This window comes from Pseudomonas sp. TH41, assembly GCF_016650695.1.
In the GTDB taxonomy this organism is placed as follows: Bacteria; Pseudomonadota; Gammaproteobacteria; order Pseudomonadales; family Pseudomonadaceae; genus Aquipseudomonas.
The window spans coordinates 536,356-557,015 of the sequence record NZ_JAEKFH010000005.1 but is presented as its reverse complement, the minus strand read 5'-3'; the positions used below and the strand labels follow the sequence as shown (position 1 = coordinate 557,015).

The following is a 20,660-nucleotide window of genomic DNA, read 5'->3' as shown; positions in this document are numbered from 1 at the left end:
GTCCTTCAAGCAGTTTTCGGAATGAGGCGCTCGAACAGCGCCTCTACAGTATTAAAGCGCTCTTCCGAACGCTCCATCGGCACCTGGAATTTAAACATTGTGGCGCCTTCGAATTTGTAGCGTTTGGGTTGGCTCTGGATCAGCTTGATCAGCGTCAACGGGTCGACCGGGGTTTGCGTCGCGAACTCGATTCGCCCCCCTTGCGGGCCGCCATCGACCTTCTTGATGCCCAGTAGCTCGGCCTGCAATTTCAGCGCAGTGATGCGCATCAGGTTCTTGGTCGGCTCCGGCAGCAGGCCGAAACGGTCGATCATCTCCACTTGCAGGTCCTTGAGGCCTTCCTCATCGGTGGCCGAGGCAATGCGTTTGTAGAGAATCAGTCGAGCATGAACGTCCGGCAGATAGTCTTCGGGAATCAACGCCGGTACGCGCAGATTGACTTCCGGACCACCGCCCAGCGGCTGGTCGAGGTTCGGTTGTTCGCCCTTGCGGATCGACTTCACCGCGCGCTCGAGCATCTCCATATAGAGCGTGAAACCGACCGCCTGGATTTGTCCGCTCTGTCCGTCACCGAGCAATTCGCCGGCGCCACGGATTTCCAGATCGTTGGTGGCAAGCACGAAGCCCGCGCCAAGGTCCTGGGTGTTGGCGATCGCTTCCAGACGCTTTTCCGCATCCGGTGTAATTTGCTGGCGCGGCGGCGTCAGCAGGTAAGCGTAGGCCTGGTGGTGACTGCGACCGACACGGCCGCGCAACTGGTGCAGTTGCGCCAGGCCGAATTTGTCGGCGCGCTCAATGATGATGGTGTTGGCGCTCGGCACGTCGATGCCGGTCTCGATGATGGTCGAGGCGATCAGCACGTTGAAGCGCTTGTGGTAGAAGTCGCTCATTACCTGTTCGAGATCACGTTCGCGCATCTGCCCGTGGCCGATGCCGATCCGCGCCTCGGGCACCAGTTCGGCGAGGTCGGCGGCGCATTTCTCGATGGTCTTCACATCGTTGTGCAGGTAATAGACCTGGCCACCACGGAGCAACTCACGAAGCAGGGCCTCTTTGACCGTGCTTTTGTTTTGTTCCATGACGAAGGTCCGCACCGACAACCGACGAGCCGGCGGTGTGGCAATGATCGACAGGTCGCGCATGCCCGACACCGCCATGTTCAGCGTGCGCGGAATCGGCGTCGCGGTCAGGGTCAGGATGTCGACTTCGCTGCGCAGAGCCTTGAGCTGTTCCTTCTGACGGACACCAAAACGGTGCTCTTCGTCGATGATCACCAGCCCGAGGTTTTTGATCTTCACGTCGTCCTGCAACAGCTTGTGCGTGCCGATGACGATGTCGATCTTGCCTTCGGCGAGGTCCGCGACCGCAGCGTTGACTTCCTTGGTCGACTTGAACCGGCTCATCACTTCCACGGTTACCGGCCAGTCGGCGAAACGATCGCGGAAACTGTTGTAGTGCTGCTGGGCGAGCAGGGTGGTCGGCACCAGAATGGCCACCTGACGACCTCCATGCACGGCAATGAACGCCGCGCGCATCGCCACTTCGGTCTTGCCGAAGCCGACGTCGCCGCAGACCAGTCGGTCCATCGGTTTCGGTGCGAGCATGTCGGCGCGTACCGCTTCGATGGTGGTTTGCTGGTCCGGGGTTTCTTCGAACGGGAAACCGGCGCTGAAGGTGGCGTAATCGGCTTTCGGGTCGGCAAAGGCATAACCCTCGCGGGCGGCGCGACGGGCATAGATGTCGAGCAACTCGGCGGCCACATCGCGCACTTGTTCGGCGGCTTTGCGTTTGGCTTTTTGCCAGGTCTCGGAACCGAGGCGGTGCAGCGGGGCCAGAGCATCATCGCTGCCGGTGTAACGGGCGATCAAATGCAGGTTGGCCACCGGCACGTAGAGCTTGGCGTTTTCAGCGTATTCGAGGGTCAGGAATTCGGCGGCCTGACTATCGATCTCCAGAATCGTCAGGCCGAGATAACGCCCGACACCGTGATCGATGTGCACCACCGGCGCGCCTTCGCGCAGTTCGGTGAGGTTCTTGATGACAGCATCGTTGTTGGCGTCGGCGCGTTTTTCGCGGCGCCGGCGCTGCATCACCCGCTGACCGAACAACGGACTTTCGGCCACCAGCGCCAGGGCCGGGTCGTCGAGCACCAGGCCTTCGTCGAGCGGGGCGATGGTGATTGCCAGGCGCTCCTTGCTCGCGACGAAGTCTGGCCAGCTGTCGACGGTTTTCGGTCGCAGCTTCAGGCGTTCGAGTAATTCCAGCAGCACTTCACGACGGCCCGCAGACTCGGCGGTAAACAGCACGCGACCGGGAAACTCGTCGAGGAAGCCGGCCAGCGCCGCCAATGGCTGAGTGGCCTTGGCTTCGATGGCCAGGTTTGGCAGCTCCCGTGCCGGGAAGCGCTCGCGACCGACACCGGTTTCCACGTCCTGTTGACTGGCAACCACCCGTGGCCAGTTCTTCAGGCGAGCGAAGCAGTCTTCCACCGGCAGGAACAACTCGGCGGGTGGCAATAAAGGACGGGCCGGATCGACGCGGCGTTCTTCATAACGATTGCGCACGTCGTTCCAGAAATTCTCCGCCGCCTGTTCGATGCCGGGCAGGGAAAACACTTGCGTGTCCTGGGGCAGGTAATCGAACAGCGTGGAGGTCTCATCGAAGAACAGCGGCAGGTAGTATTCGATACCGGCCGGTGTAATCCCGCTGCTCAAATCCTGAAAGATCGGGCAACGACGGAAGTCGACATCGAAACGCTCGCGGAAACGCGCCTTGAAGCGGGTCACCGCATCTTTTTGCAGCGGAAATTCACGCGCGGGCAGCAGGCGGACAGTGTCCACTTTGTCGATGGAGCGCTGGTTTTCCGGATCGAATGTACGAAGGGTCTCGATTTCGTCGTCAAACAGGTCGATCCGGAAGGGCAACTTGCTGCCCATCGGGAATAGATCGATCAGCGAGCCGCGTACGGTGAATTCGCCGTGCTCGTAAACCGTATCGACGTAGCGATAGCCGCTGGCTTCAAGCCGGGTGCGCATTTGCTCGACATCGAGTTTCTGGCCGACGTCCAGCACGAGGCTGCTGCCGAGCAGGAATTTAGTCGGCGCCAGGCGATGCAGGGCCGTGGTAATCGGCACCACCAACACACCATGACTGAGCTCCGGCAACCGATAAAGGGCCGAGATGCGCTGAGAAATGATGTCCTGGTGCGGCGAAAACAGGTCGTACGGCAAGGTTTCCCAGTCCGGGAAATGCAGCACCGGCAAATCCGGGGCGAAGAAACTCAGCTCCTGTTCCAGCCGTTCAGCGCTTTGGCTGTCGGCGGTCAGCAGCAGGGTAAAGCGCTTGGCAGCGCTGGCGGCCTCGGCGATGGCCAGGCTCAGGGCGGCACCGGGCAGATTGCCCCAGTGCTGTTTACCTGCCGCGGCAGGGAGAAGCGGTAGACGCAGAACGGGCACGGAAGGTTGAGCTCCAAGCGTTGCGACAAAGTCGGTAATTGTAGCGGGCCCGGGTGCCGCCTGTCAGTTGCAGACTGTGTCTATTACGCAGGTTGGACGAAATGTAGTGGTAAAGACAAAAACCGGCGGTTTTTGACCGGGAATTACTGAATATGTAGTGGCAAAACGAGCGAGTGTTACGGAGGGTTACGGACAAGATAGCGTTGTCTCCAAAAAACTGACGGTGCTGAAAGCCCCGGTTTTATTGGGCTTGAGCGCAGCGTAATTTTTTTGAACGAGATTTTGTTACCGATGGCACGACAGGCGCGCATTGCTACGGGAAGCACTCGGCGGCATAATGTAGCCCCTTTTTTCTGCCCCTACATGTGGAAGGTTCCCGTGACTCAGAAGCCCGACCAGTGTCTTGGTGAATGGATCGACCGTGAAGCACTCGCAGAAGCGATGATTCCGCTTATCGGTCAGCTCTACCGCAATAACAACGTGGTGAGCTCGATCTATGGCCGCAGCCTGATCAATCGTTCAGTCATTGCGATTCTCAAAGCTCACCGCTTTGCTCGCCATCGCCAATCCGATGACAGCGAACTGTCCGTCCACGAAACATTCCCGCTGCTCAAGGCGATGAGCGAGCTCAAGCTCGGCGCCGCTTCGGTAGACCTGGGCAAGCTGGCGGTCAAATTCAAGGCCGAAGGCAATGGCCGCACGGCCGAGCAGTTCGTCCGTGAAGAGCTGGCTGATGTGGTTGGCCAGCAGAACGCTTCCGCTCGCAAAGGCACTGACGTTGTTCTGTACGGCTTTGGCCGTATCGGCCGTCTGCTGGCGCGCATCCTGATCGAGAAAACCGGTGGTGGCGACGGCCTGCGTCTGCGCGCCATCGTTGTCCGCAAGGGCGCCGAGAACGATCTGGTCAAACGTGCCAGTCTGCTGCGTCGTGACTCGGTTCATGGTCCGTTCGATGGCACCATCACCATTGATGAAGCCAACAACACCATCACCGCCAACGGCAACCTGATTCAGGTTATCTACGCGAAAAACCCTACTGAAGTGGACTACACACAGTACGGCATCAAAAACGCGCTGCTGGTGGATAACACCGGTGTATGGCGTGACGCCGATGGCCTGGGTCAACACCTGGCTTGCCCGGGTATCGACCGCGTTGTTCTGACCGCGCCTGGCAAAGGCAAGCTGAAGAACATCGTTCACGGCATCAACCACGGTGAAATCACCGCGGATGACAAGATCGTTTCCGCCGCTTCCTGCACCACCAACGCCATCGTGCCGGTGCTGAAAGCAGTCAACGACAAGTTCGGCATCATCAACGGTCACGTTGAAACGGTTCACTCGTACACCAACGACCAGAACCTGATCGACAACTTCCACAAAGGCGATCGCCGTGGCCGTAGCGCCGCGTTGAACATGGTGATCACCGAGACCGGTGCTGCCACTGCTGCTGCCAAGGCGCTGCCTGAGCTGGCCGGCAAACTGACCGGTAACGCGATCCGCGTTCCGACGCCAAACGTGTCGATGGCCATTCTCAACCTGAACCTTGAGAAAGCCGCTACCCGTGAAGAGATGAACGAGTACCTGCGCTACATGGCGCTGCACTCCGATCTGCATAAGCAAATCGACTACGTCAACTCGCAGGAAGTGGTTTCCACCGACTTCGTTGGCTCGCGTCACGCCGGTGTTGTCGATGCTGAAGCGACCATTAGCCAAGACAACCGTGTTGTTCTGTACGTTTGGTACGACAACGAATTCGGCTACAGCTGCCAGGTTGTTCGCGTGATGGAAGACATGGCCGGTGTAAACCCGCCAGCGTTCCCGCGCTAAGCGTTAGTTAGCTGCACATGAAAACGCCCCGACTTTGGTCGGGGCGTTTTTGTTTGTGGGGTTTGGTCAGTTGCAGATGTGTTGTTTATGCGGGCCTCATCGCGAGCAAGCTCGCTCCCACAGGGGGTACCACCAAACCCTGTGGGAGCGGGCTTGCCCGCGAAGGCGATCTATCGGGTGCCGCCGACCACCGCGGCCTGCGCAGTGCGCAGTTCGTGCCGGTTGCCACGGAACAATACCAGTGTCGCGATTAACCCCAGTACCGCCGCGCCACTGAGCCAGATCCCCGGCGCCGCCTTGTTGTCCAGCACATGGATCAGGTACGTACACGCCGCCGGCGTAAACCCGCCGAAGGTCGCCGTGGCCAGGCTGTAGGCCAAAGAGAAACCGGTCGTACGCACTTCCACCGGCATGATCTCGGTCAGTGCCACCACCATGGCGCCGTTGTACGAGCCATACAGGAACGACAGCCACAACTCGACGATCAGCAAATGGCTGAAGCTGGGGTTGGCTACCAGCCACGCCAGTGCAGGGTAGGCGGTGAGGATCGCCAGAATGGTCGCCGCCAGCAGTAGGGGTTTACGTCCGATCTTGTCGGACACAGAACCCATCACCGGCAGCCAGAAGAAGTTCGACAGGCCGATGCACACCGTGACCAGCAGCGCGTCCATGTCCGACAGATGCAGTTCGGCTTTACCGAATGTCGGGGTGTAGGCGGTGATCAGGTAGAACGACACCGTGGTCATCACCACCAAAGCCATGCCGGCAATGACGATGCCGAAGTTCTGACTGATCGAACGGATGATGTCCTTCAGGGTAGGGCGGAATTTGCGCGCCTGGAATTCCGGCGTTTCTTCCAGTGAGTGACGAATGACGAAGATCACCGGCACGATCATGCAGCCGATCAGGAACGGCACGCGCCAGCCCCAATCGCCCATTTGTTCCGGGCTCAGCCAATGGTTCAAGCCCACGCCGAGCAGTCCGGCGAAAACCACCGCCGCTTGCTGGCTGGCGGACTGCCAACTGACAAAGAAACCTTTACGGCCCGGTGTGGAGATTTCGGCCAGGTACACCGACACACCGCCCAGTTCCACGCCAGCCGAGAAACCTTGCAGCAATCGGCCGAACAGCACGATCAGTGGCGCGGCCACGCCCAATGTGGCGTAACCCGGTACGCAGGCGATCAGCACGGTACCGGCAGCCATCAAGGCGAGAGTGATGATCAAGCCTTTGCGGCGGCCATGGCGGTCGATGTAGGCACCGAGAAAAATCGCCCCCAGCGGGCGCATGAGGAAGCCGGCACCGAAGGTGGCCAGCGACAACATCAGGGAAGCGAAAGCGCTGTCGGCAGGAAAGAAGGTTTTGGCAATGGCCGTGGCGTAAAAGCCGTAGACCATAAAGTCGAACATCTCGAGAAAGTTACCGCTGACAACGCGAAAAATTGCTTTGCCTTTGCCCGTATTCGAGGACATTTGACGTACTCACTTTTGGTTGTCTTGTTGGAAATCCTTGGTCTAGACGCGTCCTCGCCGTCGCCCATAGGGACAGGCTCCGTCGGCGAACAGCTTTGTAACAATATGTGTGTGGAGTTGGATAGGCAACAACTAGTTAGCTTGCTGCTTAAACGATATAGCCATTACGCGGCATGAATCGCGGACTGGAGCGAATTACGGCCTGTGAACAATGCAGACCCCCTGTAGGAGCTGCCGAAGGCTGCGATCTTTTGATCTTAAAGAGCAAGATCAAAAGATCGCAGCCTTCGGCAGCTCCTACAGGGGGTGATGCATAATGGCTGGCCTTGGCGTTGTGTCAGGGGATTCTTCAGGGGATGCAGGATTTGTTGAATTGGCGGCTGTGCAGTCTTGTGACTTTGATCATCACGCTATCCGGCTGCGGCAACGGCGATTCCATGGAGAGCTTCGGCGGCCCGACCATGGGCAGCACTTATTCGATCAAATACCTGCGCGATGCCGGGTTACCCGGCCCGAAAGAGGTGCAAGTCGAAGTCGAAAAAATCCTGGCCGACGTCGATCGGCAAATGTCCACCTACCGCAGCGACTCGGACATCGAGCGCTTCAATGATCTGCCCGCCAACCGCTGTCAGACAATGTCTGCACCGATCCTCGAATTGGTCCGAGTCGGTGAACAACTGTCGCAGGAAAGCGACGGCTCCTACGATCTGACGGTTGAACCGCTGATGAACCTCTGGGGTTTCGGTCCGCAGGCCCGAGTAGAAAAAGTCCCGAGCGCCGAAGTCCTGGCCGAGGCGATGCAGCGAGTGGGTCACGCGCACCTGCACATCGACGGCGATCAACTCTGCAAGGACGCCGCCGTCGCAGTCGATTTCAACAGCATCGCTGCCGGCTACACGGTCGACACGATTGCCGCAAAACTCGAGGCGATGGGGATCCACAACTACCTCGCCGAAGCCACCGGCGAACTCAAGGCTGCGGGCAAGAAACTCGACGGCTCACCCTGGCGCATTGCCCTGGAAGAACCCCGCGACGATCAGCAAGTCGCAGAACGCGTCATCGCGGTCGACGGCTACGGCGTATCCACCTCCGGCGATTACCGTAATTATTTCGAACAGGGCGGTCAGCGCTACTCCCACACCTTCGACGCGCGCACCGGCGCACCAATCACCCACGCCCTGGCCTCCGTCACGGTGATTAATCCTTCAACCCTGATGGCCGATGGCTTATCGACGCTGCTGTTGATTCTCGGCCCGGAGCGCGGTTGGGACTACGCACAAAAACACGACATCGGTGCATTTTTTGTGATGCGTGCCGATACAGGTTTCGTCACACGAACCAATCAGGCTTTTGAACGCCTCAGTGGCGGCAAAACCGAATGATTACGGCGATTCGCACATTGAAGAATGGCGTTGTAGTGCAGGCAAAACTAGCCTACGACGCGACCAAGGGTTAATGTGCGCGGCGTTGACGCTTCTATAGACTGTGTCCGGGTTCTGCACTGGCCCCAAATTGTTCCTTCACGCCGCAGATCGGCGTGATTTAGCCGCAGGTGCCGAGGGCGCCGCGGCCTGTTCTGAGGAGTACGCATGGCTGTCTACAACTACGACGTGGTGGTGCTGGGTTCCGGCCCGGCGGGAGAAGGCGCGGCAATGAACGCCGCCAAAGCAGGGCGCAAGGTCGCGATGGTCGATAGCCGTCGCCAGGTCGGCGGCAACTGCACCCACCTGGGCACCATCCCGTCCAAGGCGTTGCGTCACTCGGTCCGGCAGATCATGCAGTTCAACACCAACCCGATGTTCCGGGCCATTGGTGAGCCACGCTGGTTCTCGTTCCCTGACGTGCTGAAAAGCGCAGAAAAAGTCATCTCCAAACAAGTCGCTTCGCGCACCGGCTACTACGCCCGTAACCGCGTCGACGTGTTCTTCGGTACCGGCAGCTTCGCCGACGAGCAAACCATCGAAGTGGTCTGCGCCAACGGCGTGGTCGAAAAACTGGTGGCCAAGCACATCATCATCGCCACCGGCTCGCGTCCTTATCGTCCGGCGGACATCGATTTCCACCACCCGCGTATCTACGATAGCGACACCATCCTCAGCCTCGGCCACACCCCGCGCAAACTCATCGTTTACGGCGCCGGCGTGATCGGTTGCGAGTACGCGTCGATCTTCAGTGGTCTGGGTGTACTGGTTGAACTGGTGGATAACCGCGGTCAGTTGCTGAGCTTCCTCGACTCGGAGATTTCCCAGGCGCTGAGCTACCACTTCAGCAACAACAACATCACGGTTCGCCACAACGAAGACTATGACCGCGTCGAAGGCGTGGACAACGGTGTGATCCTGCACCTGAAGTCCGGCAAGAAAATCAAGGCCGACGCCTTGCTCTGGTGCAACGGCCGTACCGGTAACACCGATCAGCTGGGTCTGGAAAACATCGGCGTGAAGGTCAACAGCCGTGGCCAGATCGAAGTCGACGAGGCCTACCGCACCTGCGTTCCGAACATTTACGGTGCCGGTGACGTGATCGGCTGGCCGAGCCTGGCCAGTGCTGCTCACGACCAGGGCCGCTCGGCCGCTGGCAGCATCGTCGATAACAACAGCTGGCGCTTTGTGAATGACGTGCCGACCGGCATCTACACCATTCCGGAGATCAGCTCGATCGGCAAGAACGAGCAGGAACTGACTCACGCCAAAGTGCCGTACGAAGTGGGCAAGGCGTTCTTCAAGAGCATGGCGCGGGCGCAAATCGCCGGCGAACCTCAGGGCATGCTGAAGATCCTGTTCCACCGCGAGACGCTGGAAGTGCTGGGCGTTCACTGCTTCGGTTATCAGGCGTCGGAGATCGTGCACATCGGTCAGGCGATCATGAGCCAGCCGGGCGAATTGAACACGCTGAAGTACTTCGTCAACACGACGTTCAACTACCCGACCATGGCCGAAGCCTATCGGGTAGCGGCGTACGATGGCCTCAACCGGCTTTTTTGAGCGGCTCCGGCCGGTGGCCTGAGCCGGCCGGGGAGACCGATTTCAGCAATTCTCGAGCGTGGCAGTGGCCAAACCGGGAAAGTCTGTAATCAGGCTGTCAACGCCGAAGTCGGCGAGTCTGCGCATCAGCGCGGGCTCGTTGACTGTCCATACCGACACATGCAGCCCCTGACGTTGCGCCTTCTGCAGGCGTTCCGGGGTACACAGCGTCCAGTTCAGCGCCAGAATCTCACAGCCATAGCTTTGGGCGACCTTCAATGGGTCGAGCCAGGCGTATTCGGCCACCAGTCCACGAGACACGTCCGGCACCAGGTCCAGCGCGGCTTTCAATACTTCGCGTGAGCTCGAGGTGATCGTCACCTTGTCCAGCAAGCCATGCCGTTGTGCCATTTCGCGAATGGCCAGCACCGTCGTCGCGGCACGGGTGCGTGACGCACTTTTGACTTCCAGTTGCCAGTGCTCGAAATCGCATTGCTCGAACAGCGCTTCCAGCGTAGGAATCGGGCAGGGTTTTATCCAGCCCGGGCCGCCCTTGCGCGCGTCATAGGTCACCAGCTCGGCGGCCGTATGCTCAACCACCTTGCCGCGACGGTCGGTGGTGCGCTTGAGGGTCGGGTCGTGAATGACCATCAACTCGCCGTCCATGGACAGGTGCAGGTCCAGTTCGCAGCGGCGCACGCCGTGTTTGAGACATTGCTGAAAACTGGTCAGCGTGTTTTCCGGTGCTTCGCCCTTGGCGCCGCGATGGCCGTAGATGAGGGTCACGGTTCTTCCTTAAATTAAATGCCTGATTCGTTTTGTTCGCGGGCCAGGCGTCGTTCCTGGGCCTGCTTCTGCAAAATGTAGCGAGCCAACAGTTGGCGCTGGGCATCAGTCGGGTATTCAAACTCGGTGCCGATGTCATAACCGTCGCCCTTGCGGTCGCAGTGGGTGACCTTGGCCCGCAACAGCAGGCCCAGCGCTTGTGGCATCAGCACCAGCTTGACCGACAGGTGCGCACCGGCGGCGATGGGCGTCGGGTGCTGAAATTCGATGCCGCCTTCGGAGATGATCACCGGCTGCGGCTCGCCGATTTGCCCGAGCACGGTGATTGCGATCACCTGACTCAGCAAGTCGATACGTTTATTCTGGGATTTCAGGAACGCGGCGAGGTTCCGGTCGCGCTCACTGATCTGGCGCAGCAGGTGTTGCGACTCGAATTCACTCAGGTGAAGCTCGCTGAGCAAGTTGAAGAGCGGGGAAGCATCCTGTAACACTTCCTGGCCAGCCGCTTCGGGCGCAGACAGGGGCCGAATTTCCAGTGCGATCGAATCCTCGATACGGTAGTATTCGCGGCGATCTTCTTCATCTAATGTCGACATGGCGAACCCATGGTAGCGGCGGTGGTCTGAGTGTAAAGCTGGTTATCGACCCCCGCCACAAGGACGTTCCTTTTCCCTCCGAACAAGCCCCGACATGTTCAGACCTCTCTTCGTATTTATTGGCACGCGTTATACCCGTGCAAAGCGTCGCAATCATTTTGTGTCGTTCATTTCCCTGACATCGATGATCGGACTCGCCCTTGGCGTCGTCGTGATGATTGTGGTGCTGTCGGTGATGAACGGCTTCGATCATGAGATGCGCACCCGCGTGCTGGGCATGGTGCCCCACGCAACCATCGAGTCCGGTGAACCGATCAGCGACTGGCAAAGCCTGGCCGCCAAGGTCAAGCAGAACCCGCAGGTGACGGCCGTTGCGCCATTCACTCAGATGCAGGGTTTGCTGACCAACAATGGCAAAGTCTCCAAAGTCCTGCTCAATGCCGTGGACCCTGCGCTGGAACGGCAGGTCTCGATCATTGATAACTTCATGCAGCAGGGCAAACTCGACGACCTGACGCCCGGCAGTTTCGGCATCGTCATCGGCGACAAGGCGGCGGCCAAGCTCGGCGCGGCCATCGGCGACAAGCTGACATTTGTCGCGCCGGAAGTCACGGTGACCCCCGCCGGGATGTTCCCGCGGATGAAGCGCTTTACCGTGGTCGGCATTTTCCATGTCGGCGCCGGTGAGCTCGATGGCTACCTGGGCGTCACCAATCTGCAGGATCTGGCGAAGCTGCACCGCTGGAAACCGGATCAGGTGCAGGGCATCCGCTTGAAGTTCGACGACCTGTTCCAGGCGCCGCGCACCGCGTGGACCATCGCCCAGCAGCTCGGCGAAGATCATTATTACGCTCGCGACTGGACCCGCACCCACGGCAATCTGTATCAGGCGATCCGCATGGAAAAAGCCATGATCGGTTTGCTGTTGCTGCTGATCGTCGCCGTTGCGGCGTTCAACATCATTTCCACGCTGGTGATGGTGGTGAACGACAAGAAGGGCGATATCGCGATTTTGCGCACACTCGGCGCTACACCGGGGTCGATCATGGCGATCTTCATGGTGCAGGGCACCGTCATCGGTGTGGTCGGAACGCTGATCGGCGCCGTGGTCGGGATTTTCGCTGCGTTGAACGTCAGCGCCGCGATCTCGGTCCTCGAAGGCCTGATCGGGCACAAATTCCTCAACGCCGACGTGTATTTCATCGATTACCTGCCGTCGCAAGTGCAGAGCCAGGATGTGTTGATGGTCTGCGCTGCCGCGTTGGTCCTGAGTTTCCTCGCCACCCTGTATCCAGCCTGGCGTGCTGCACGCACCCAGCCTGCGGAGGCGTTACGTTATGAGTGAGTCGGGCATGAGTGATAAAGCAATCTTGAGCTGCCGCAACCTGGGCAAATCCTACGAGGAAGGCCCGGAGTCGGTCGAAGTGCTGGCCGGTCTGCAACTGGAGCTGCACCCAGGCGAGCGCGTGGCGATTGTCGGGACGTCGGGTTCGGGCAAAAGTACCTTGCTCAACCTGCTCGGCGGTCTCGATACGCCGACCAAGGGCAGTGTCTGGCTGGCCGGTGAAGAACTGTCGGCGTTGAACGAAAAGGCGCGTGGTCTGCTGCGTAACCGTTCCCTCGGGTTCGTGTACCAGTTCCACCACTTGCTGCCGGAATTCACCGCGCTTGAAAACGTCTGCATGCCGCTGCTGATCGGTAAAACCGCAATCCCGGACGCCCGTCAGCGTGCGACGGCGTTGCTGGAGCGGGTAGGGCTGGGTCATCGTCTGGAACACAAACCGGCCGAATTGTCCGGTGGCGAACGCCAGCGTGTGGCGATCGCCCGTGCGCTGGTGAACAAGCCAGGCCTGGTAATGCTCGACGAGCCGACCGGCAACCTCGACTCCCACACCGCCCAGGGCATTCAGGATTTGATGCTGGAACTCAGCACCTCGATGCGCACGGCGTTCCTGGTGGTGACTCACGACATGAACCTGGCCCGCCAGATGGATCGCGTCCTGCATTTGCAGGAAGGTTGCCTGACCCCCATCTGATTGGCCGAAACCCGGCGGCACTGAACAGTGCGTCGGGTCTTTTATTTTTATACGGTGCCCCAGCGAATGTTCAGACCGTTATCGATCTTTATCGGCATGCGCTATACCCGCGCCAAGCGCCGCAATCGCTTTGTCTCCTTCATCTCGATGACGTCGATGATCGGCCTCGCCCTCGGCGTGCTTTCGATGATTGTGGTGTTGTCGGTCATGAACGGCTTTCAGCGCGAAATGAGCTCGCGCATCCTCGGCATGGTGCCGCACGCGACCATCGTCGGTGTGAATCCGATCGACGATTGGCAGCCCGTCGCCGCCGCCGCGATGAAAAATCCCGAAGTGACGGCTGCAGTGCCGTTCACCGAGATGGAAGGCATGCTCTCCTATAAAGGCACGATGCAGCCGATCCAGGTCAGCGGTGTCGATCCTGCGCTGGAGGGCAAGGTGTCGATCGTTGCTCAACACATTGTTCAGGGCCGTCTCGATGCCTTGAAGCCGGGCGAGTTTGGCGTGGTGGTCGGCGAGATCACGGCGCGGCGCTTCCGTTTGAATGTCGGCGACAAAATCACCCTGATCGTGCCGGAGGTCAGCAATGCACCGGGGGGCATTACCCCGCGCATGCAGCGACTGAACGTTGTTGGCGTGTTCAAGGTGGGCGCTGAGCTGGACGGCTCCATGGCGCTGATCCACGTCGCCGATGCCGCGCAGATGCAGCACTGGCAGCCGAATCAGGTGCAGAGCGTGCGCTTGGCGGTGAAGGATTTGTACGCTGCGCCGAAGGTCTCCAGCGATATCGCGGGCGGGCTGGGCACCGCTTACAAGGCTGACGACTGGACCCACACCCAGGGCAGTCTGTTCAGTGCGATGAAAATGGAAAAAACCATGATCGGCCTGCTGTTGCTGATGATCGTCGCGGTGGCGGCGTTCAACATCATCGCAACCCTGATCATGGTCGTGAACGACAAGGGCGCGGACATCGCGATCCTGCGGACCATTGGCGCGACACCGCGGCAGATCATGGCGATCTTCATGGTGCAGGGCACGGTGATCGGGATTGTCGGGACCTTGATCGGTGGCGTGCTGGGCGTGATTGCGGCGCTGAACGTCAGTGAAATGGTGGGATGGATAGAGCGGGTGAGCGGGCAGCACATCTTCAGTTCTGACGTGTATTTCGTCAGTAACTTGCCGTCGGAGTTGCAAGGTGGGGATGTGCTGTTGATTTGCTCGGCAGGGTTTGTGTTGAGCTTCCTGGCGACGGTTTACCCGGCGTGGCGGGCGGCGAAGATCGAGCCGGCTTACGCGTTGCGGTATTCGTAAGTCCTGACTCCGCCCCTGTAGGAGCTGCCGAAGGCTGCGATCTTTTGATTTTTAAAGGGCAAGATCAAAAGATCGCAGCCTTCGGCAGCTCCTACAGGGAGCGGGCCTCAATTTTCCCTTGGTAGCTCGATTACAAACCTGGTCCACCCATCATTCGATTCACAACGAATCTGCCCGCCATGGGCGCGGATGATCGACTGGGTAATCGCCAAACCCAACCCCGCGTGCTCACTGCTGCCTTCCTGTCGCGACGGATCCGCCCGGTAGAAGCGATCAAACAAACGCGGCAGCAACGCCCCGTCAATGCCATTTCCGCTGTTCTCTACCGTCAGACTCAACCCTTTAGGCTGATCGACAATCCGCACCCGAACTTCACCCTCGACCGGCGTAAACCGCAGAGCGTTATCCAGCAAATTCGAAAGCGCCCGGCGCAACATGCTGCGGTCGCCCTCCATGTGCGCCTGTCCTTCGCGGCTCAACGTCACCCGAGCGTCCTCGGCCAGCGGCGCAAAAAACTCCAGCAGCAGATCCGCTTCTTCCGCCAACTCCAACGGTTCGCGCTTGGGCATCAGCAACCCATGGTCAGCTTTGGCCAGGTACAACATGTCGTTGACCAATTGCGCCATCCACTGCAGTTCTTCGAGGTTGCTGTGCAGCGCTTCGCGGTAATCCTCGATGGGCCGTGGGCGGGTGAGGGTGACCTGGGTGTGGGTCAACAGGTTCGACAGTGGCGTGCGCAGTTCATGGGCGATGTCGGCGGAGAAGGCCGAGAGTCGTTGAAAAGAGTCGTCGAGGCGCCCGAGCATGGCGTTGAAGCTGTGAGCCATTTCCGCGAGCTCTGGCGGCATGTTTTCTTCGGGCAGGCGTGCGTTGAGCGATTGCGCCGAAACGCCGCTGGCGACCGCGCTCATGCGCCGCAATGGACGCAGCCCGCTGCGCGCTGCCCAGGCACCGAGCAGGGCGGTGGCCAGGGCTGACAAACCCACCGTCAGCCAGATCAAGTGCTGCATGCGTTGCAGAAAGTGCTGGTGATGCGTGATGTCCAGCAGCAGGGTCAGTTGCGGTGAATCAGGCTTGTCGACAAACAGCGGCGCATTCAGGACCCGGTAGTCGGTGTCGCCGTCGTTCAGGGTCGATAAGCCCGGTGTTTGCGGGAGCTTATCGGGCAGGCGCGCGGCGCTGTCATACCAGCGCTGACCATCGCTGCCAGTGATCCGCAGGGACAGATCAGCCTGTCGGCTCAATTCGTCGGCCAGTTTGAATTCGCTTTCACTCGACTGAATGTCATGCAGCGCCCGGCGCAAACCAATCAGCTTGCCGTCCAGCAATTGCTGATCGAGTTCGATGAAATGCGCCTCACTGGCGCGACTGAACAACACCCCGGCGAACAACGAAACCACGGCCGTGCATGCGGCAAACAGCAGTGCCAGACGACTGCTTAACGAAAGTCGGCGCATCAGGCGGGGCGCTCTTCAAGGACGTAACCCATGCCGCGTACGGTGTGGATCAACTTGTTGGGAAACTCATCGTCGATCTTCAGGCGCAGACGGCGGATCGCGACTTCGATGACATTGGTGTCACTGTCGAAATTCATGTCCCACACCTGAGAGGCGATCAGCGACTTGGGCAAGACTTCGCCCTGACGGCGCAGGAGCATTTCCAGCAGGGCGAACTCCTTGGCCGTCAGGTCAATGCGCTGACCGCCGCGTTCAACCCGGCGACGGATCAAATCCAGCCGAAGATCGGCCAGTTGCAGACTGGTTTCCTGCGGCGTGGCGCTGCCGCGCCGCAACAAGCTGCGGACCCGGGCCAGCAGTTCGGAAAAGGCGAACGGCTTGACCAGGTAATCGTCGGCGCCCAGTTCGAGGCCGTGAACCCTGTCCTCCACCGCGTCTCGCGCGGTCAGAAACAGAACCGGCGTGTCGAGGCCAGCACCCCGCACCGCTTGCAGAATCTGCCAGCCATCGCGGCCGGGCAACATCACATCGAGGATCAACAGCGCGTAATCACCGCTCAACGCCAGCTGCTGGCCGGTGCTGCCGTCGGCCACGAGTTCGGTGTTGAAACCGGCCTCGGTCAGGCCCTGGCGCAGGTAATGGCCGGTTTTCGGTTGGTCTTCGACGATCAGCAGTTTCATGGACAACTCGGGCAAATGGAACGAACGCTTTATACCGTGGGCAGCGCGGGTGCAGGCCAACCTGACAAAGTTGTAATCTGGCAGTCAGGTTGCGGGCAGTGGTGGCAGTTTAGAGTTTTCCACAGGCTGAACCTTATCTTGTTGGAGTACGACTATGTTTTTGCGCAAACCTCTGATGCTGACGGCATGTTTGCTGGCACTGAGTTCGCCGGTATGGGCATCGCCGGCGCCTACCTATGATTTCGGTCAACCGGCCCCGGCGGCCAATGCGACCCGCAGCGTTGAAGTGGTGATGCGCGATATGTCGTTTACGCCTAAGGCCATCGATATCAAGGCCGGTGAGACGGTTCGTTTTGTGCTGGTGAATAAAGGTCAATTGCTCCACGAGTTCAACCTCGGGGACGCGGCGATGCATGCAAGACATCAGCAGGAAATGCTGAAGATGCAGCAGAGCGGCATGCTCACGCCTACCGGCATAAAGGGAATGGATCACGGCTCCATGGCCGGCATGGACCATGGAATGATGAAGCACGACGACCCGAATAGCGTCCTCGTAGAACCGGGGAAAACTGCAGAGTTGACCTGGACCTTTACCAAAGCCACCAACCTGGAATTTGCCTGCAATATTCCTGGTCATTACCAGGCCGGCATGGTCGGGAAGTTGACTGTCAGTCAGTAAGCACTCAAAGGTGGGAGCAAAGGCTGGTAGAATCCGCTGATTCTTCAGTCAGGTTTCCGCCATGCATCCCGCAGCCGAACACTCGCCGCTGGGCAAATCCAGCGAATACATCGCCACGTACACACCGTCCTTGCTGTTCCCGATCCCGCGCACCGCGAAATGGGCGGAGCTGGGCCTGACGGCAGACACCCTGCCGTATAAAGGTGTGGATTTCTGGAACTGCTTCGAGCTGTCGTGGCTGTTGCCGTCGGGCAAGCCAGTGGTGGCGATTGGTGAGTTCAGCATCCCGGCGGACTCGCCCAATATCATCGAGTCAAAGTCGTTCAAGCTGTATCTGAACTCCTTGAACCAGACGCCGTTTGCCGACACCGCAAGCCTTGAGGCGACGCTGGTGAAAGACCTGTCCACCGCTGCCGGCAAACCGGTGGGCGTGCGGATTCGCAGCCTGAAGGATGTCGAGGCCGAAGGTGTCGTGGCGTTGCCGGGCGTGTGCATCGATGACCTGGAGATCAGCGTCAGCAACTATGAACATCCACGTCCGGAGCTGCTGCGTTGCGATGATTCGCGGATTGTGGAAGAAAGCGTGCACAGTCATTTACTCAAATCCAACTGCCCGGTGACCAGCCAGCCGGACTGGGGCAGTGTGGCGGTGGAGTACCGGGGCGCGGCGCTGGATCACGCGAGTTTGCTGGAGTACATCGTGAGCTTCCGTCAGCACTCGGACTTCCATGAGCAGTGCGTGGAGCGAATTTTCCTCGATCTGCAGCGGTTGCTGAAGCCCGAGAAGTTGACGGTGTATGCGCGGTATGTGCGTCGCGGCGGGTTGGACATCAACCCCTATCGCAGCACTGAAGCAGTGCAGCTGCCGAACCATCGACTGGTCCGTCAATAAATAACCCCCTTGTAGGAGCGAGCTTGCTCGCGATGGTGTGTCAGCTGCATTGATGTCAACTGACACACCATCGCGAGCAAGCTCGCTCCTACAGGGGGGGTGGCGTGTTCAGATCCCGATATTGCCCAGGGTTTGCGCAATGTTGCGCAAGGTGCCGGCAATGACGGGGTGTTCAAGTTCGAAACGTTCAACAGCCAGGTTGACGCCGTCGGCCAGGCTGGAATCCTTGGTTTTGGTTTCGAGCTCTAGCTCCAGCTCGATCTGTTGCATCAGCGCGTGCAGGTCTTCGCGCTCGGCTTCGGACAGCGGTGGATTCTGTTCCAATTGCTCGCGCAGAGTATTGAGCTGATCTTGCAGTTCGCGGGCAGGCATGGCGTTCTTCCTTTTATCGATAGGCACTGGCATAGACCGCAGCAGCGCGCCAAAGGTCTATGGCTGACCTTTAGATTAATCCACTCCCGCACAACGTGCATGATCTCGATCAGGGCTTTTCGCCCTTGAGTCGGCGCAAGCTGATGTCTGCCAGGCAGGTGTCCAGTTCACCAAGGTGATCAATCACCGAATGCACGCCCAGACCGAACAGCTGGACCGTCGCCTTGCCCCGTTTGAGTTCCCTTTCCTGCTGGGTCAGCGCGTGCCATTCGTTGGGCGCCAGCCCGCACAGCGAGCCGCAGGAGGCCAGGCCAATCGTCCACAACCCGGCATTGAGCCCAGCTTGCAGCAATCGCGGTTCGCCGCTGACCAGCACACAACCCTCCAGGCGTTCGACATTCAGGGTCATTAACGCTTGCCAGCAGGCATTGGGTGCCGGCCAGGGGTTGATCGTTGCAGGGTGTTGCGACGGTTTGATCCATTCCGGCAACCCGGCGGCCAGTGAATGGCTGAGGGCAGGGGGGAGCTCATCGAGCCAGGCGCAGGGGATCTGCTGACGCTGCAGGCTGCGCAGACTCTCCAGCGCACCCGGTGTGACCTCGGCGTGTTCGGCAACAGCAGCACCATGCGGGCGCGTGCGGGCGCCGAAATCCACCAGGCAACCACTGAGGCCGAACAACACGGCGGTCAGGCTGGGCGCAACGAGGGGCAAGGTTTCGGCGTGTGGCATGTCAACGTCCCTGAAATAGTGACAAGGCTAGGCGGTGCCGGTGACAGTTGAGTGACATTGTTGTGAATCGCTCACAATCAGGGCCAATCATCCGTAGGCCACCGCGCCCGATGCTGCCTAATCCGGCCTTTACGTCTTATACTAACGAGCTTAACGCTTGGGCCCAGGGCCCGCGCCAGTACAATCCAAGGAGTTTTTCTATGCGCTGGAGCAATCATTTAGCTCAGCTTTGTGTGTGTGCCAGTGTATTGCTGGTTCCGTTCGTTGCTCAGGCAGCTTCGGAAGACGATCCTTGGGAAAGCATCAACCGTCCAATCTACAAATTCAACGATGTGCTCGACACTTACGCGCTGAAACCTTTGGCTAAAGGCTACCAGTACGTGACGCCTCAATTTGTCGAAGACGGCATTCACAACTTCTTCCAGAACATCGGTGATGTGCGCAACCTGGCCAACGATGTCTTGCAGGCCAAGCCAGCCGCAGCAGGCGTTGACACGGCACGGCTGATTTTCAACACCACCTTCGGCTTGCTGGGCGTTATCGATGTCGGCACCAAAATGGGCCTGCACCGCAATGACGAAGACTTTGGCCAGACTCTCGGCTATTGGGGCGTAGGCAGCGGTCCGTACGTGATGCTGCCGTTCTTCGGCCCAAGCACCTTGCGTGACGCGCCGTCCAAGTACATCGACACCTACACCGGCCCTTATCGTTACGTCGACGACGTGGCGGTGCGTAACTCGTTCTTCGCTCTGGATGTCACCGATACCCGCGCAAACCTGCTGTCGTCCGAGAAGCTGATCACCGGCGACAAGTACATCTTTATCCGCAATGCGTACTTGCAGAACCGCGAATTCAAAGTCAAAGACGGCAAGGTTGAAGACGATTTTTGATCTCGACCGCCCTGTAGGAGCGAGCTTGCTCGCGATGGTTGTTAACGATAACGCTTGTTTACTGGCTAAACGCGGCGCTCTTGAGTCCATCGCGAGCAAGCTCGCTCCTACAAGGGGATCCGGGTTAATTCATCTTCAGGATTGTAAGCCCAAGTTTCTGACTACTGCCGTCCTGCTCCCTGACCCACACCACTTCGGTGTCGGCTTCAAGCCCTTTGAGGGCGGCGTGCTCTGAATCTATCCGTATGCTCAGGCGGTCACCAACCTTGAACAGGCGCGGCGCTTCTACCTGCATGCCACTGCTGGAAAGGTCGATGCAGACGGCTGCAACCTCGTCTCCCTCATGAATCAGCGACACATCGGCATCGACTCGCATGCGGATGAAGTCACGCTTTTCGCTGTAGTCCCGATCGATTTGACTCATGGGCTTGGACCTTCCATTGGGTTACGGTTTTGCCTGTTCTTATAACTCTCAGTGATTTGACAAGTAAAGACGTCAAGCGACCATCGGCGT

The 20,660-nt window shown here is 59.3% G+C and carries 18 protein-coding genes; 9 read left to right on the top strand and 9 right to left on the bottom strand.

Annotated features, from left to right (window positions below; all coding sequences use genetic code 11):
- Nucleotides 1–5: 5 nt before the first annotated feature.
- The gene (gene mfd / locus JFU37_RS21075; protein WP_201118193.1) at nucleotides 6–3,455 is read right to left on the bottom strand and encodes a transcription-repair coupling factor; all 3,450 of its coding nucleotides are present in this window, start codon (nucleotides 3,453–3,455) and stop codon (nucleotides 6–8) included.
- A 363-nt stretch (nucleotides 3,456–3,818) separates the two neighbouring features.
- Between mfd and JFU37_RS21070 the strand changes: the two genes are divergently transcribed.
- Nucleotides 3,819–5,282, top strand: a complete 1,464-nt coding sequence (locus JFU37_RS21070; RefSeq protein WP_201118192.1) for a glyceraldehyde-3-phosphate dehydrogenase — start codon at nucleotides 3,819–3,821, stop codon at nucleotides 5,280–5,282.
- Nucleotides 5,283–5,452: 170 nt separating this feature from the next.
- Here the strand turns inward: JFU37_RS21070 and tcuC are convergent, their stop codons facing one another.
- The gene (gene tcuC / locus JFU37_RS21065) at nucleotides 5,453–6,754 is read right to left on the bottom strand and encodes an MFS transporter (protein WP_201118191.1); all 1,302 of its coding nucleotides are present in this window, start codon (nucleotides 6,752–6,754) and stop codon (nucleotides 5,453–5,455) included.
- A gap of 356 nt (nucleotides 6,755–7,110) precedes the next feature.
- Between tcuC and JFU37_RS21060 the strand changes: the two genes are divergently transcribed.
- Nucleotides 7,111–8,136 carry an FAD:protein FMN transferase gene (locus JFU37_RS21060; protein WP_201118190.1) on the top strand — a complete coding sequence of 342 codons (1,026 nt, stop codon included), beginning with the start codon at nucleotides 7,111–7,113 and terminating at the stop codon, nucleotides 8,134–8,136.
- 207 nt (nucleotides 8,137–8,343) lie between these two features.
- Entirely contained in the window at nucleotides 8,344–9,738 is a 1,395-nt protein-coding gene (sthA, locus tag JFU37_RS21055) for a Si-specific NAD(P)(+) transhydrogenase (RefSeq protein WP_201118189.1), read from the top strand.
- 42 nt (nucleotides 9,739–9,780) lie between these two features.
- Here sthA and JFU37_RS21050 read toward each other — a convergent pair whose 3' ends face one another.
- Nucleotides 9,781–10,503 (bottom strand): glycerophosphodiester phosphodiesterase family protein, encoded by a 723-nt coding sequence (locus JFU37_RS21050; protein WP_201118188.1) that lies wholly within the window; start codon nucleotides 10,501–10,503, stop codon nucleotides 9,781–9,783.
- Nucleotides 10,504–10,517: 14 nt separating this feature from the next.
- On the bottom strand, nucleotides 10,518–11,099 hold the full coding sequence (locus tag JFU37_RS21045; protein ID WP_201118186.1) for a PilZ domain-containing protein: 582 nt from the start codon (nucleotides 11,097–11,099) through the stop codon (nucleotides 10,518–10,520).
- A gap of 94 nt (nucleotides 11,100–11,193) precedes the next feature.
- Between JFU37_RS21045 and JFU37_RS21040 the strand changes: the two genes are divergently transcribed.
- The 3 genes from JFU37_RS21040 to JFU37_RS21030 all read left to right on the top strand — a co-directional run bounded on the left by JFU37_RS21040 (nucleotide 11,194) and on the right by JFU37_RS21030 (nucleotide 14,446).
- On the top strand, nucleotides 11,194–12,444 hold the full coding sequence (locus tag JFU37_RS21040) for a lipoprotein-releasing ABC transporter permease subunit (protein ID WP_201118184.1): 1,251 nt from the start codon (nucleotides 11,194–11,196) through the stop codon (nucleotides 12,442–12,444).
- 7 nt (nucleotides 12,445–12,451) lie between these two features.
- Entirely contained in the window at nucleotides 12,452–13,135 is a 684-nt protein-coding gene (gene lolD, locus JFU37_RS21035; RefSeq protein WP_201118182.1) for a lipoprotein-releasing ABC transporter ATP-binding protein LolD, read from the top strand.
- Between the two features lie 66 nt (nucleotides 13,136–13,201).
- Complete coding sequence (locus JFU37_RS21030) at nucleotides 13,202–14,446, top strand: lipoprotein-releasing ABC transporter permease subunit (protein WP_201118180.1); 1,245 nt, start codon at nucleotides 13,202–13,204, stop codon at nucleotides 14,444–14,446.
- Nucleotides 14,447–14,553: 107 nt separating this feature from the next.
- Here JFU37_RS21030 and JFU37_RS21025 read toward each other — a convergent pair whose 3' ends face one another.
- Both JFU37_RS21025 and JFU37_RS21020 read right to left on the bottom strand, forming a co-directional pair.
- On the bottom strand, nucleotides 14,554–15,903 hold the full coding sequence (locus JFU37_RS21025; protein WP_201118178.1) for a heavy metal sensor histidine kinase: 1,350 nt from the start codon (nucleotides 15,901–15,903) through the stop codon (nucleotides 14,554–14,556).
- Entirely contained in the window at nucleotides 15,903–16,583 is a 681-nt protein-coding gene (locus JFU37_RS21020) for a heavy metal response regulator transcription factor (protein ID WP_201118176.1), read from the bottom strand. The genes JFU37_RS21025 and JFU37_RS21020 overlap by 1 nt, the downstream gene beginning before the upstream one ends.
- 154 nt (nucleotides 16,584–16,737) lie before the next feature.
- On the opposite strand from JFU37_RS21020, the gene copI reads away from it, so the two are divergent.
- Both copI and queF read left to right on the top strand, forming a co-directional pair.
- The gene (gene copI, locus JFU37_RS21015) at nucleotides 16,738–17,262 is read left to right on the top strand and encodes a copper-resistant cuproprotein CopI (protein ID WP_201118174.1); all 525 of its coding nucleotides are present in this window, start codon (nucleotides 16,738–16,740) and stop codon (nucleotides 17,260–17,262) included.
- Nucleotides 17,263–17,323: 61 nt separating this feature from the next.
- Complete coding sequence (gene queF, locus JFU37_RS21010; protein WP_201118171.1) at nucleotides 17,324–18,154, top strand: NADPH-dependent 7-cyano-7-deazaguanine reductase QueF; 831 nt, start codon at nucleotides 17,324–17,326, stop codon at nucleotides 18,152–18,154.
- A 108-nt stretch (nucleotides 18,155–18,262) separates the two neighbouring features.
- Here queF and JFU37_RS21005 read toward each other — a convergent pair whose 3' ends face one another.
- Nucleotides 18,263–18,526: a DUF4404 family protein gene (locus JFU37_RS21005; RefSeq protein ID WP_201118169.1), complete on the bottom strand. Its 264-nt coding sequence runs from the start codon at nucleotides 18,524–18,526 to the stop codon at nucleotides 18,263–18,265.
- Nucleotides 18,527–18,635: 109 nt separating this feature from the next.
- Nucleotides 18,636–19,256 (bottom strand): HAD family phosphatase, encoded by a 621-nt coding sequence (locus JFU37_RS21000; RefSeq protein WP_201118167.1) that lies wholly within the window; start codon nucleotides 19,254–19,256, stop codon nucleotides 18,636–18,638.
- A 200-nt stretch (nucleotides 19,257–19,456) separates the two neighbouring features.
- On the opposite strand from JFU37_RS21000, the gene JFU37_RS20995 reads away from it, so the two are divergent.
- Nucleotides 19,457–20,146, top strand: coding sequence for an MlaA family lipoprotein (locus tag JFU37_RS20995; RefSeq protein ID WP_201118165.1), 690 nt, complete (start codon nucleotides 19,457–19,459; stop codon nucleotides 20,144–20,146).
- A 124-nt stretch (nucleotides 20,147–20,270) separates the two neighbouring features.
- On the opposite strand, the gene JFU37_RS20990 is transcribed toward JFU37_RS20995, so the two are convergent.
- Nucleotides 20,271–20,570, bottom strand: a complete 300-nt coding sequence (locus tag JFU37_RS20990) for a PilZ domain-containing protein (protein WP_201118163.1) — start codon at nucleotides 20,568–20,570, stop codon at nucleotides 20,271–20,273.
- Nucleotides 20,571–20,660: the final 90 nt, after the last annotated feature.